Consider the following 12,595-nt stretch of genomic DNA (forward strand, 5'->3'; position numbering starts at 1 on the left):
GTGAGCCGCGCCCCCGCCCGGCCCGCCCCGGTCGGTCACCGGGGCGGGGTGGGGTGTCAGGAGCTGAGCTCCCAGACCGCGTGCGCGATGCCGTCGCTGTGCAGGTCCAGCGCGGACTCGTTGATGTTCGACACGTCGTCACAGGACGAGTGGTAGCAGCCGTCGAACGGCTCGCCCGCGGTGCCGCCCCACTTGTCGGCCTGCTCCTGGCTCATGGTGGCGCCCGCGCCGGTGAAGGTGCCGCCGACGGTCACGCCCGCGTCCTTGAAGGAGGCGTGGTCGCTGCGGCCCGCCGTCTCGGTCGCCGGCTCGGACTCGACACCCTTGCCGTCGAAGTACTCCTTGAAGACGGTCTCGATGCCCGCGTCGTCGTCGTAGACGAAGTGCCCCGCGTTCGGGGAACCGATCATGTCGAAGTTCACGTAGGCGCTGATCTTGTTGAGCTCGTCCTCGGGCAACTCGCTCACGTAGTGCTTCGAGCCCACCAGGCCCTGCTCCTCGGCGCCCCACCAGGCGAAGCGGAGCTTCTTGCCGGGCTCCAGGTTCTCGGAGGCGACGGTGAGGGCGACTTCGAGGATTCCCGCGGAGCCCGAGGCGTTGTCGTTGATGCCCGGGCCGCTGCCGACGGAGTCCAGGTGTGCCCCGGCCATCACCGTCTCGTCGCCGCCGCCCTTGGGCCAGTCGGCGACCAGGTTGTAGCCGGTGCTGCCGCCGAGGTCGAACTCCTGCACCGTGGTCTCGTACCCGGCCTCGTCCAGCTTGCCCTTGATGTAGTCGATGGAGGCCTTGTAGCCGGCTGAACCGTGCGAGCGGTCGCCGCCGTTCTCCTCGGCGATCGTCTGGAACTGCTTGAGGTGCTCCTGGACGTTGGCGACCGGGATGTCCGGCGCCGCGGCCCTCTCCGCTCCCTGACCTCCGGTGGCCTGTGCCGCGGCGGCGCCGAGCAGGGAGGCGGTCAGCGCGGCGCTCGCCGTGCCGACGATCAGGATGCGGCGGTGCTGTTTGCGTATCACGTGAGGCTCCGATGCTCTGTGGGGGGTCGCGCGGAGCTGGCGACTCTATTGACGCGGACATGAGAATCGTTGGAGAGACGGCCGCCGTCAAGAGCGCATAACGGACAGTATGTCACGCGCAGCGGTGAGTTCGCTCTCCCACCCTGGAGATCCGGCGGTGTACCAGGGCGGAGTGGCATCCCGCCACAACGGACCGTCACCGCTCAGGGCCGGACGCGCACCGTGCCGACGGCTCCGCGCCGTGCCCGGCGCGAGCCCGGGAGCACCGGCGTATGGGAACGGTCACCGTCGGCCACCGGGACGGACCTCCGAGGGGCGCGGTGGACCGTTCGGGGCCCTCGGGCTCGGCTCTGGGGGCCCCACCGCGGCGTCGGCCCGGGCGGCGGGACCCAGCGTCGGCCGGCCACCCCGGAGCGTCACCCGGGGGCCCGGCCCGTGCTCCGCGACCAGCGGTCCTCGGCGGCGTAGTCGAAGAGGTCGCCCATCGGATCGTAGGCCGCCGCCATCTCCGGGAGGACCGCGCGCCAGTCGCGGCCGCGCACGTGATCCGCCAGCCACTCCACCGTGGCCGGCAGCGACGCGGCGTAGCCGGACACCGGGCGGTACCCCAACTCCCGTTCCGCGGCCGTCATATCGAGTACCAGCGGCTCGGGCAGGCTCCACGGGGTGCGCCCGACCGTCGGCTCCCCGGGCGGGGGTGGGCCGTCCAGCGGGACCGTCTCACACTCCCAGCTCAGGACGGCGTCGATGGCCTCCGCGATCTCCCGGACCGTCAGCGCCTCCGGATCCGCGGCGTTCAGGACCCGCGAGCCCGGCGTCCGCGCCGCCAGTCGCACCAGCTCGGCCACGTTGGCCACGTGGGCGGTGTGGAAACGGCTCCGGCCGCCGAAGGCCAGCACCCGAGCGCGCCGCCCGTCCAGCCACCGCTGGACGAAGTACAGCTCGCGCGGGGTGCGGCAGTACGGCCCGTGGAGCGCGGCCGCCCGCAGCAGCGTGACCGGGAGCCGCTCACCCAGGGCGAGCAACTCCCGCTCCAGCAGTGCCTTTCGGGCCTCGTAACTCCCGTCCCCCGGAGGGACGGTGCGCTGGCGCTCCGTCACCGGCACGGGCAGCGTGGGGAAACCGGTCTCCCCGCCCAGACTCCGCCCCGCGCCGTCCGCGTAGACGGCGGCGCTGGACACCACCACCGCCGAGCCCAACCGCCCGGTCAGGCCAGCCACTTGCCGGGCGTGCGCCGGGGTCTGCGCGGTGCAGTCGAACAGCAGCTCCCGGCCGGAACCGACGGCGGCGGCCAACGCGCCCGGCGCGTCCCGGTCGAGCACCAGCTCGCCAACCTCCTCCGGCCAGTGGGGATCCCGCCCGCCGCCGCGCGAGGCGGCGGTGACCCGCCAGCCGTCCGCGTGCAGCGCGCTCACGACGGCGCGCCCCAACTGTCCCGTGGCGCCGAGTACGAGGGCGTGGTCGCTGGTCATCGCTGGAAGCCTTTCGCCGCGTCCGGTGGGCGGGAGGGGCGGCCGGTGGGCGGCCGGGGCGAACCGGCCCCGTACGGACCGGCCGTGTGCGGACCGGGTCGTGCGGGGTCCACGTTGTCACGTGGACCCCGCACCCGCCACGGATGACCGTCCACGGGTATCCGGGGTCCACCCACCGCTGGCGCCAGCCGCGCGGTTCCCGGCCAACCGCCGGTGGACGACGGGGCGTTCGCGGACCGCTCAGACACCGCCGCCGGACCGGCCGGAGGAGGCGGCCTTCGCGTCCGGGGCGTACTGGTCCACGTACTCCTGCCCGGAGAGCTGGAGTATCTCGTGCATGATCTCGTCGGTGACGGCCCGGAGAACGGCCCGTTCGTCCTCCAGCCCCGCGTGGCGTGAGAAGTCGAGCGGTTCGCCGAACCGGATCGTCACCCGCCCCAGCCGGGGCAGCCGCCTGCCCGGCGGCTGGATCTCGAAGGTGCCCACCATCGCGCAGGGGATCACCGGCACCCCGGCGCGCAGCGCCATCGAGGCCACCCCGACCCGCCCCTTGTAGAGCCGTCCGTCGTGCGAGCGGGTGCCCTCCGGGTAGATCCCCAGCAACTCGCCCTTCCGCAGGACGCCCACACCCTCCTCGACCGCCGCCCGCCCCGCGCCCCTCCCGGCGCGATCCACCGGTATCTGGCCGATGCTGCGGAAGAACGCCGCCGTCAGACGCCCCTTCAGACCGGGGCCGGTGAAGTACTCCGCCTTCGCCAGGAACGTGATCCGCCGGCGCAGGATGGCGGGCATCAGGAAGTGGTCGGAGAACGAGAGGTGGTTCCCCGCGATGATCGCGGCGCCCTCCTCCGGAACGCGCTCCAGCCCCTCGATCCGGGGCCGGAACAGCAGCCGCAGCAGCGGTCCGATCACGACGTACTTCAACAGCAGGTAGAACACTCCACGCCTTCCCCCGGTCCCTTGGGCTGGTGCGGCCGAAGAGTAGTACCCGGGTGGAGCGCGGGGGGAGGGCGGGTCGCCGCTCGCCTCCTCCCGGCGGGCGCCATCCACGGCGCCGTCACCCCTTCCTGGTCACCACGACACCGAGGGTGACCAGCGCGAGCACGATCCAGACGAACCACAGCAGCGGACTGCCGCCCATCGCGGCCGAGTAGGCCGAGACCATCACCAGTCCGGCCACCGTGCACACCGTCATCATCTTCGCGGTACCAGGCATCCAGACCCTCCTTCGGGCGGCCCGGGGCCGCGCACGCGCGCCCGCGCGTGCCCGGGCCGAGGTCGGCTCCCATCGTCCCCCCGGCCACCACCGGGGCGCTACCGCGCGCCCGTCCCCGCCGGGAGGGCCGGGGGACGGCTGAGCGTGACCAGGAGGGGCGGAGGACGCGGGGTCGGGGAGGCGCCCGGGGGTGGTCGCGCGCCCGGAGGGGGAAGGGAGAGGAGCCGGGGCCGGTGTCTCAGCGGTCCCGGGCGCTGAGCGAGGCGAGATAGGCGTTGTACTCCGCCAGCTCCCGGTCGCCGTTCCGGTCGGCGGCCCGGTCGTCACGCCGCGCGCGCCGCTGTTCGGAGCCGTACCACTGGTACAGCAGCGCCACCAGCACCACGACCGACGGGATCTCGCTGAACGCCCAGGCGATACCGCCCGCGGCGGTCTGGTCCGAGAGCGCGCTGACACCCAGCGAGGCGGGCGGGTCGGAGTAGACCGACACCATCGGCTCGGAGGCCATCATCAGCGCGATACCGAAGAAGGCGTGGAAGGGCATCCCCGCGAACAGCTCCAGCATCCGCATCACGTAGCCGGGGCGGTTCGGACCCGGGTCGACGCCCATGATCGGCCAGAAGAACACCAGGCCCACCGCGAGGAAGTGCGCCATCATCCCCAGGTGCCCGGCCCGCGAGCCCATCAGGAAGTCGAACAGCGGGGTGAAGTACAGCGCGTAGAGGCTGGCGATGAACAGTGGGAGGGTGAACCCCGGGTGGGTGACGACCCGGATGTAGCGGCTGTGCAGCAGCGCCACCAGCAGTTCCCGCGGTCCGGTGCGGCCCCGCCCGGCCGAGGGCAGCGCCCGCAGCAGCAGCGTCACCGGGGCACCCAGCAGCAGGAGGATCGGCGAGAGCATGCTGATCACCATGTGCTGCACCATGTGCACGCTGAAGAGCACCATTCCGTACTCGTTCAGCGCCGTGCACATCACCAGCGCGACGGTGAGCACCCCGAGGACCCAGGCGATGGTCCTGCCCACCGGCCAGGTGTCCCCCCGGCTCCGCAGCCGGAGCACCCCCCAGCCGTACAGCAGCAGCGCGAGCACACAGCCCGCCAGGAAGAAGGGCTCCCCGGTGAACTCCAGCCCGCGCCCCAGGGTGAACGGCGGGAGATCGTCCGTGCCGTGTCCACCGTGCTCGCCGTGCCCCATGCGCTCTACCCGCTTCTGCCGTACCACCGGTCCGGGATACCGGATCCGCCCGCACCAGGATAGAAGCGGCCGAAACGGCGAACGGCGCCGGGGGCCGTCCACCGGCCCCCGGCGCCGCCCACCTGGCGGGTCCCGCTCAGGCGGGCTGCGTCGCCGCCATGATGCGCTCCTGGCGCAGCGCCTCGTACCACCGGTCGTCCACCGGCGGCAGCGCGTTGACGTCCAGCGCCAGCTTGATCAGCAGGTCCGCGATGTGCGGGTTCCTGGCCAGCACCGGTCCGTGCATGTACGTCCCGAAGACGGTGCCGTTCCAGGCGCCCTCGGTGCCGTCGCCGGTGCCGTTGCCCTGGCCGAGCCGGACCCGGGCCAGCGGGCGGGCCGTCGGCCCGAGGTGCGTGACGCCCTGGTGGTTCTCGAACCCGGTCAGCTGCGGGAGGCGCAGCTGCTCGTCGATGTCGCCCAGGACGTCGCCCACGCAGCGGTCGCTCTCCCCACGGGTGCTGTGCACGTCCAGCAGGCCCAGCCCGGGGGAGACCTGTTCGAGGTCGTTCACGAACTGGTGCCCCAGGATCTGGTACCCCGCGCAGACCGAGAAGACGATCGCCCCGTTGTTCACCGCGCGGGTCAGCCCGCCGTCGCGCAGCAGCCGCTCGGCGGCCAGCCGCTGCGGACGATCCTCACCGCCGCCGATCAGGTAGATGTCGCCCGAGGTCGGCACCGGCTGGTCGGAGCGGACGTCGGTGCGCTGCACCTCCAGGCCCCGCTGCCGCGCCCGCCGCTCCACCACCAGGACGTTGCCCTGGTCGCCGTACGTGCTGAGCAGGTCCGGGTAGATCCACACCACCCGCAGACTCGCGTTACTCATGCCCCCAGCTCCTCACAGTGCTTCGCGGGTTCAGTTGCCGACGACGCGGCGCAGGTCCTGGAACGCGGTGTAGTTCGAGATCGACTCGATCCGCCCCGGCGGGCAGCTGGCCACCGCCTCGTTGGCGTCCGCGCAGACCTGGAAGTCGACACCGGCGACCTCCAGCCGAACCGCCAGGTCGAGCTTGCGGTCCCCGATCACCCGGATCGGGTGCCCGGCCAGCCGCGAGTAGTCCACGTCCCACAGCCAGGAGGTGTCGGTGCCGTCCGCGCCGCGCGCGTTCACCGAGAGGATCACCGGGGCGGGCGGCGCGTCGATCAGCGAGAAGGTCTCCAGCCACCCCGCCGGGTTCTTCGCCAGCAGCAGCCGCAGCTCACGCCCCTGATGCCGCACCACGTCGTACCGGCCGGCGACCGCCGTGACGCCGTACATCCGCTCCAGCGCCACCTGCGGGGGCACGCCGAAGGCCGCCGCCACGGCCGTCGAGGTCGCCGCGTTGGCACGGTTGGCGCGGCCGGGGAGCTGGAGCCGGATCGGCCAGGCCGATCCGTGCGGGTCGAGGACGTACTCCCCGGACAGCGCCCAGCTCGGGGTCGGGCGGCGGAACCCGCACTCGCCGCACATCCACTCCTCGCCCGGCCACTGGAGCACCCCGCCGCAGGCCGGGCAGGACCAGGCGTCGTCCCGCCACTCCTGACCGGCCGCGACCCAGACCACCTGAGGTGAGGAGGAGGCCGCCCAGACGACCAGCGGGTCGTCCGCGTTGGCGATGATCACGGCCTTCTGGCCGGTCAGCCCCTCCCGCCACCGCTCGGCCAGCATCCGCGTCTCGCCCGCCCGGTCCAGCTGGTCGCGGGAGAGGTTCAGCAGCGCTATGGCCTTGGGCGTGACGTCGCGCGCGACCGTGGCCAGGTACTTCTCGTCGACCTCGATCACGCCGAAGCGGGCCTCCGAACCGCCGGCGAGCGCGGAGGTGATGCCCGCGGGCATGTTCGCGCCCAGCGCGTTGGACACCACCTCGCCACCGGCGCGCAGCGCCTCGGCGATCAGGCGGGTGGTGGTGGTCTTCCCGTTGGTCGCCGACACCAGCACCACGTCCAGGTGCTGCGCCAGCCGAGCCAGCAGGTCGGGGTCGAGCCTCAGCGCCACCCGGCCGCCGATCACCGATCCGCTGCCGCGGCCCGCGGCCCGCGACACCGCGGCCGCGGCTCTCCCCGCCGTCACGGCGAGCCGCGCGCGCGGCGACAGCGGCTCCGTGTTGCCTGCCATCGTCCTGGATCCTCCTTGCCCCTCGGTAGAAGAGCAGCCTATCGAGATCCCACGGTGGTCCGAACCGCGCCACCCGCCCCCCGGCGGCCCCCGGGTAGGCTCCGCCCATGCGACGCGGCGCCATCCCGGGCGGCACCGGAACCCCCCGTTCGATCCGGCTCCACGGCGACCCGGCGCTGCGCGCCCCGTCCGCCCCCGTCACCCCCGGTCACCCGGAACTCGCCCAGCTGGTCGAGGACATGTACGCCACGATGTACGCGGCCCGTGGGGTGGGGCTCGCGGCCTGCCAGATCGGGGTCCCGCTGCGGCTGTTCGTCTACGACTGCCCGGACGACGAGGACCGGCGGCACCGCGGTCACCTCGCCAACCCCCGGCTGGTGACCTCCGGGGGCGTCACCGTGCGCGGGCCGGAGGGCTGCCTCTCGCTGCCCGGTCTGGAGTCGCCGACACCGCGCGCCGACGAGGTCGAACTGGCCGGTGAGGACATCGCGGGGAACCCGCTCCGGGTCGCCGGGAGCGGCTACTTCGCCCGCTGTCTCCAGCACGAGTACGACCATCTCGGGGGCGGGCTGTATCTCGACCGGCTCACCCCGTTCCACCGCCGCCGGGCGCTGCGCGCCGCTCGCCGGGCCGCCTGGGCCGAGCCGCCGCCCGGCTGACGGGTGCTGCCCGGCGGGCGCGGCACGGCGGACGCGGCCGGGCGCCCGGCGGGCGCGCCGGGCGGTGCCTGGTGGCGGAGGACCCGAGGACCCTCAGAAGACGGGGACGCCGTCGCGGTCCCCGGCCACCGCGAGCCCGCCCCACAGCAGGTCCGCGAGGTGGCGCACCAACTGCTCGCGGGGGCAGGGGCGTTCGCGGAGCCACCAGTCCCCGGCGGCGTACATCATGCCGACGACGCCGTGTCCCCACACCCGGGCCACCTCGGCGCCGGCCGGGCCGAGGTCGACGCGTTCGCCGATCACGGTGGCCAGCTCCTCGCCGAGCCGCCGGAGCAGCGGGGTGGTGTGCTGTCCGGTCTCGAACTCCCGCTCTCCCGCGGGGCCTTCCTCGGACGGGTGCATCAGGAAGCGGTAGACCTGGGGCCGGGTCTCGATCGCCGCGAGGTAGGTGTCGAGGGTCGCCTCCACCCGCTCCCGCCGGTCGGTGGGGGCGTCCAGCGCGGCGCGGAGCGCGTCGAGGAGCCCGTCGGTGTGCCGGACGGCGAGCGCGCGGTAGAGCCCGCCCTTGTCCCCGAAGTGCCGGTACAGGATCGGCTTGGTGATGCCCGCCTCCGCGGCGATGGCGTTCATCGAGGCGCCCGGGCCGTCCCTGAGGACCACCCGGTCCGCCGCCTCCAGCAGCTCCGAGCGGCGTTGCCGCGTGGCATCGTGCTGGGCGTCTCGTCGCGTTCCCATTCGAAGTGCCTCCCCGCCCCGTCGATCACGTCGCCCCCGCCGCAACGTAACACCGGTCGCCGGGGTTGATCGGGGGAGCGGGGCGGTTGACATGCTTACCAGCCAGTAACATACTGGCGCGCAGTCGATTACCGAAGGTAACAAACCGCGAGACACGGTGGAGGGACGGCGATGGCCGATTCCGCGTTTGCGATCGACCTCAACGAGGACCAGAAGGAGGTCCGGAGCTGGATCCACGGTTTCGCCGCCGACGTGATCCGGCCCGCGGCGGCGGAATGGGACGAGCGCGAGGAGACCCCCTGGCCGATCATCCAGGAGGCCGCCAAGATCGGGCTCTACTCGCTCGACTTCTACGCCCAGCAGTTCTTCGACCCCACCGGTCTCGGCATCGCGATGACCATGGAGGAGCTGTTCTGGGGTGACGCGGGGATCGCCCTGTCCATCGTCGGCACCGGGCTGGCGGCGGTCGGCGTGCTCGCGAACGGCACCGAGGAGCAGATCGGCACCTGGGTCCCGCAGATGTACGGGGACGCCAGCGACGTGAAGGTGGCCGCCTTCTGCTCCTCCGAACCCGACGCCGGATCGGACGTCGCGGCGATGCGCACCCGCGCCGTCTACCACGAGGCCACCGACGAGTGGGTGCTCAACGGCACCAAGACCTGGGCGACCAACGGCGGTATCGCCAACGTCCACGTGGTGGTCGCCGTCGTCGACCCGGAGCTGGGCTCCAAGGGGCACGCCTCCTTCATCATCCCGCCGGACACCCCCGGGCTGTCGCAGGGCCAGAAGTTCAAGAAGCACGGCATCCGCGCCTCGCACACCGCCGAGGTCGTCCTGGAGGAGGTCCGCGTGCCCGGGCACTGCCTGCTCGGCGGCAAGGACAAGCTGGACGAGCGGCTGGCGCGGGCCAGGGAGCGGGCGAAGACGGGGGGCGAGCGCGTCAAGAACGCGGCCATGGCCACCTTCGAGGCGTCCCGCCCGGCGGTCGGCGCGCAGGCGGTGGGCATCGCCCGCGCCGCGTACGAGGTCGCGCTGGAGTACGCCAAGACCCGGGTCCAGTTCGGCCGCCCGATCATCGACAACCAGGGCGTCGCCTTCCAGCTCGCCGACATGCGCACCCGCGTCGACGCGGCCCGCCTCCTGGTGTGGCGAGCCTCCTGGATGGCCGCCGCGGGCCGCCCCTTCGAGTCCGCGGAGGGCTCGATGTCCAAGCTGTACGCGGGCGAGACCGCCAAGGCCGTCACCGCGCAGGCGATGCAGATCCTCGGCGGCAACGGCTACACCCGGGAGTACCCGGTGGAGCGCATGCACCGGGACGCGGCGATCTACTCGATCTTCGAGGGAACCAGCGAGATCCAGCGTCTGGTGATCGCCCGCAGCCTGTCGGGCATGCCCATCCGCTGACCGCCGCCCCCCGAACCGGGCGGCCGCCGGAGTAGACGGCACTCCGGCGGCCGCCCCTCGCCGGGCCGGGGCCGCCCCGGGTCAGGGCAGTTCGCGTTCGATGGCCGCCCGACCCTCTGTCGCCAGCCGCTCTCGCGCCCACCGGAGGTTCTCCTCGGTCAGCTCGCGACCGGAGGCCAGGACCAGGTCCTCGGCGCTGACGTCCCCCTCGGCGCCGGTGTGCAGCAGCGCGTCCGGGGTCGGGCCGCCGTCCGCCGCCGGTTCGGATCTCTTCTCGGGTTCGGCATCCATGGTTCGCTCCCTCGCAGCGCGTCTCGCGTGCCGCCGGTCTCCGCGCCGGGCCATCCCCGGCCGAGGTTCCGTTCCGGGTATCCCCGGCCGCGCCATCCACTCCCTCCCCGCCGCGGAAACCGCCCGGCGCGGACGTCCCAGGCCCCCGGGGCCACCGGGCGGGGGTGGGAGGGAGCGGAGCGTGGCCGCGAGGGCCCTCCAGCGCTTAGGGTCGTGCCATGGCTTCAGGCGAGGAGACGGCGCGGGTCGACACCTGGATCTGGTCGGTGCGGCTCGTCAAGACGCGCGCGCTGGCCGCCAAGGCGTGCCGGGCGGGGCACGTCAAGGTCAACGGCAAGCGCGCCAAGCCCGCCCAGACGCTGCGCGGCGGGGACGAGGTCCGGGTCCGCCAGGACGGCCGGGAGCGCGTCGCGGTGGTGACCCGGCTGCTGCACAAGCGGGTGGGCGCCGCGATCGCCGCCGAGTGCTACGTCGACCAGTCACCGCCGCCACCCCCGCCGCTCGCCGTCGCCCCGGACACCGGCCGGGAACGCGCGGCCAACCGGCACCCCACCCAGCGTGAGCTGCGCGAACTCGCGCGGTTGCGCTCCGGCGGCTGACCGTCCCGCCCCGCCGCCCGGAGCGGGGAACGGCACCGGCGCGCCCTTCCGCGAGCGTGGGTCCCAACGCCCGTACGCGGCCCGGGACTCCGGCGCCGCACAGCGGAGGACCGGCGGGACCCGAGGCGGTCCGTCGCGGGGGTGTCGCGGAGTGACGGCGGGGGCGCTGGAGCGCGCCGCTGTCGCCACGCAACGCCGGGGCACGCGCGGCCGCCGGTACCCCGACGGGGTGGAACGGGCCGGGCGGCGCTACGCGGCGCCGTCACCGGCCCGCCGCTCTCGGCGCGCCGGACCGGCCGGCGCGCCCGCGTCAGGCGGTCAGGAGTCGAGCGGCCGCCGTGACGGAACGGTCGCCAGCACCTTCCGCCCGGCGTAGATGTCGGCGATGGCGTACTCCCGGGCCTGCCAGGTGTAGGGGGTGCGGCACAGCTGGAAGGCCCGCTTGGCGTTGGCGGTGGCGAGTACGGCGTTCCGCACCCGGGGCGGGAGCTGCCGGGACTTGAAGAGGGTGACGGCCTCCGGAACCGGAACGAGGGCTAAGGGGTGTGAGGGTTTCATGGTGGTCTCTCCTGGTGGTGTCTGGTCGCCGCGGTGGCGGCCGGGCGGAGGCGTCCCCGGGGACGCCTCCGCCCGTCGTGCGGGCTCTCCCGGAGGGAGACGCCCCGCGCGAGCGTAGCGCTCGCGCGGGGGCGGGGTTGTTGCCCGGGTGTGACGGTATCCGCACGTTCCGGCGGACGAGCCGGTGACGGGATGGTTCGTGCGCCGATGAGTACGCGAGCCCCTCCCGGTCTACCGGAGGAGAGCACGTCCGCACACCCTCGGTGAGGAGTCCGCCATGCAGAAGATCACCACTCATCTCTGGTTCGACGACCGGGCGTTGGAGGCCGCCGAGTTCTACACCTCGCTGTTCGAGGACGCGCGGGTGCTGGAGGTCACCCACTACCCGGAGACCGCGCCCGGGCCCACGGGCACGGTCATGACGGTGACCTTCGAGGTCGCGGGCCAGCGGTTCATCGCGCTGAACGGCGGTCCGCTGTTCTCCTTCAACGAGTCCATGTCGCTCTACGTGGACTGCGAGGACCAGGCGGAGGTGGACCGGCTGTGGGCGGCGCTGACCGAGGGCGGAGAGGAGGCGCCGTGCGGCTGGCTGAAGGACGGGTACGGACTCTCCTGGCAGATCGTCCCCCGTGTGCTGACCGAACTGCTGCGGGACCCGGACCAGGCGGCGGTCGAGCGCGTCATGGCCGCCATGCTGCGCATGCGGAAGATCGACGTCCAGGCGCTGCGGGACGCCCACGCGGGCTGACCGCGGGCGCCCCGCGTGGCCGGCGCCGTCGCGGAAGGGGGCGGGGCCCGGCGCCGGGCGGGTTCACGGGGTGGCGGGCCGGGCCGGGACGAGGCCGTCGGCGGTGAGCCCGTCCAGCACCGCCTGGCCCAGGACCTCCACCGCGGAGCGGGGGCGGACCATCACGGTGAACTCGCGGATCCGGCCCCGCTGGTCGAAGTGGAGGAGGTCCATGCCGTGGATCTCCCTGCCCCGTACGGTGGCCCGGAAGATCAGGACCGCGGAGGGGGTCTCGTCGCCGTCGGAGCCGGTGCGCGCCGTGCCCTCGAAGTCGCCGACGTAGCGGAAGTCCTCGAAGGTGCGCAGCAGCACGCCGAACAGGCCCAGCACCATCGGCCTGCCCTCGAAGGGGGCGAAGGTCACCGGGCTGTGGAAGCGGATGTCCTCGGTGAACAGCTCCTCCAGCGCCGCGAGTTCACGGCGCTCGATCGCCGCGCGGAACCGCGCGGCCGGATCCTCCACCCGAAGGTGACCCTCATCGTCATGAGTATTCATCGTCATGAGTATGGTGAGGGGGATCCCGCCGGGCAAC

15 protein-coding genes are annotated in these 12,595 nt (G+C 73.4%); 4 read left to right on the forward strand and 11 right to left on the reverse strand.

Translation table 11 applies throughout. The annotated features are described in order from the left end of the window. Positions 1 to 56 precede the first annotated feature (56 nt). From E0L36_RS09730 to E0L36_RS09760, 7 genes are all read right to left on the reverse strand, one after another. A complete protein-coding gene (locus E0L36_RS09730; RefSeq protein WP_308416684.1) occupies positions 57 to 1,013 on the reverse strand; it encodes a M28 family metallopeptidase in 957 nt (318 codons plus the stop codon). Between the two features lie 416 nt (positions 1,014 to 1,429). Beyond that, positions 1,430 to 2,485: an NAD(P)-dependent oxidoreductase gene (locus tag E0L36_RS09735; RefSeq protein WP_180928413.1), complete on the reverse strand. Its 1,056-nt coding sequence runs from the start codon at positions 2,483 to 2,485 to the stop codon at positions 1,430 to 1,432. A 240-nt stretch (positions 2,486 to 2,725) separates the two neighbouring features. Next, positions 2,726 to 3,424, reverse strand: a complete 699-nt coding sequence (locus E0L36_RS09740; protein ID WP_180928414.1) for a 1-acyl-sn-glycerol-3-phosphate acyltransferase — start codon at positions 3,422 to 3,424, stop codon at positions 2,726 to 2,728. A gap of 118 nt (positions 3,425 to 3,542) precedes the next feature. Further along, a complete protein-coding gene (locus E0L36_RS09745; protein WP_180928415.1) occupies positions 3,543 to 3,701 on the reverse strand; it encodes a hypothetical protein in 159 nt (52 codons plus the stop codon). A 238-nt stretch (positions 3,702 to 3,939) separates the two neighbouring features. Beyond that, positions 3,940 to 4,896, reverse strand: a complete 957-nt coding sequence (locus E0L36_RS09750) for a cytochrome c oxidase assembly protein (protein ID WP_180928706.1) — start codon at positions 4,894 to 4,896, stop codon at positions 3,940 to 3,942. A 136-nt stretch (positions 4,897 to 5,032) separates the two neighbouring features. Further along, the gene (locus tag E0L36_RS09755) at positions 5,033 to 5,761 is read right to left on the reverse strand and encodes a type 1 glutamine amidotransferase (RefSeq protein WP_180928416.1); all 729 of its coding nucleotides are present in this window, start codon (positions 5,759 to 5,761) and stop codon (positions 5,033 to 5,035) included. Positions 5,762 to 5,791: 30 nt separating this feature from the next. Continuing rightward, positions 5,792 to 7,030 (reverse strand): MurT ligase domain-containing protein, encoded by a 1,239-nt coding sequence (locus tag E0L36_RS09760; RefSeq protein WP_180928417.1) that lies wholly within the window; start codon positions 7,028 to 7,030, stop codon positions 5,792 to 5,794. Positions 7,031 to 7,137: 107 nt separating this feature from the next. Here E0L36_RS09760 and def point away from each other — a divergent pair, with 107 nt between their 5' ends. Next, entirely contained in the window at positions 7,138 to 7,689 is a 552-nt protein-coding gene (def, locus tag E0L36_RS09765; protein ID WP_180928418.1) for a peptide deformylase, read from the forward strand. Between the two features lie 93 nt (positions 7,690 to 7,782). Here the strand turns inward: def and E0L36_RS09770 are convergent, their stop codons facing one another. Beyond that, positions 7,783 to 8,424, reverse strand: a complete 642-nt coding sequence (locus E0L36_RS09770; RefSeq protein ID WP_180928419.1) for a TetR family transcriptional regulator — start codon at positions 8,422 to 8,424, stop codon at positions 7,783 to 7,785. A 171-nt stretch (positions 8,425 to 8,595) separates the two neighbouring features. Here E0L36_RS09770 and E0L36_RS09775 point away from each other — a divergent pair, with 171 nt between their 5' ends. Next, positions 8,596 to 9,828: an acyl-CoA dehydrogenase family protein gene (locus tag E0L36_RS09775; RefSeq protein ID WP_180928420.1), complete on the forward strand. Its 1,233-nt coding sequence runs from the start codon at positions 8,596 to 8,598 to the stop codon at positions 9,826 to 9,828. 81 nt (positions 9,829 to 9,909) lie between these two features. Here the strand turns inward: E0L36_RS09775 and E0L36_RS09780 are convergent, their stop codons facing one another. After that, positions 9,910 to 10,119, reverse strand: coding sequence for a hypothetical protein (locus E0L36_RS09780; protein WP_180928421.1), 210 nt, complete (start codon positions 10,117 to 10,119; stop codon positions 9,910 to 9,912). A gap of 218 nt (positions 10,120 to 10,337) precedes the next feature. On the opposite strand from E0L36_RS09780, the gene E0L36_RS09785 reads away from it, so the two are divergent. Beyond that, positions 10,338 to 10,718 carry an RNA-binding S4 domain-containing protein gene (locus E0L36_RS09785; RefSeq protein WP_180928422.1) on the forward strand — a complete coding sequence of 127 codons (381 nt, stop codon included), beginning with the start codon at positions 10,338 to 10,340 and terminating at the stop codon, positions 10,716 to 10,718. Between the two features lie 318 nt (positions 10,719 to 11,036). Here E0L36_RS09785 and E0L36_RS09790 read toward each other — a convergent pair whose 3' ends face one another. Next, on the reverse strand, positions 11,037 to 11,276 hold the full coding sequence (locus E0L36_RS09790; protein WP_180928423.1) for a hypothetical protein: 240 nt from the start codon (positions 11,274 to 11,276) through the stop codon (positions 11,037 to 11,039). 277 nt (positions 11,277 to 11,553) lie between these two features. Between E0L36_RS09790 and E0L36_RS09795 the strand changes: the two genes are divergently transcribed. Beyond that, the gene (locus tag E0L36_RS09795; protein ID WP_180928424.1) at positions 11,554 to 12,024 is read left to right on the forward strand and encodes a VOC family protein; all 471 of its coding nucleotides are present in this window, start codon (positions 11,554 to 11,556) and stop codon (positions 12,022 to 12,024) included. Positions 12,025 to 12,087: 63 nt separating this feature from the next. Here the strand turns inward: E0L36_RS09795 and E0L36_RS09800 are convergent, their stop codons facing one another. Then, positions 12,088 to 12,558 (reverse strand): nuclear transport factor 2 family protein, encoded by a 471-nt coding sequence (locus tag E0L36_RS09800; RefSeq protein WP_180928425.1) that lies wholly within the window; start codon positions 12,556 to 12,558, stop codon positions 12,088 to 12,090. Positions 12,559 to 12,595: the final 37 nt, after the last annotated feature.

Origin of the sequence: Streptomyces sp. AJS327, assembly GCF_013450295.1 — a bacterium.
Lineage (GTDB): Bacteria > Actinomycetota > Actinomycetes > Streptomycetales > Streptomycetaceae > Streptomyces.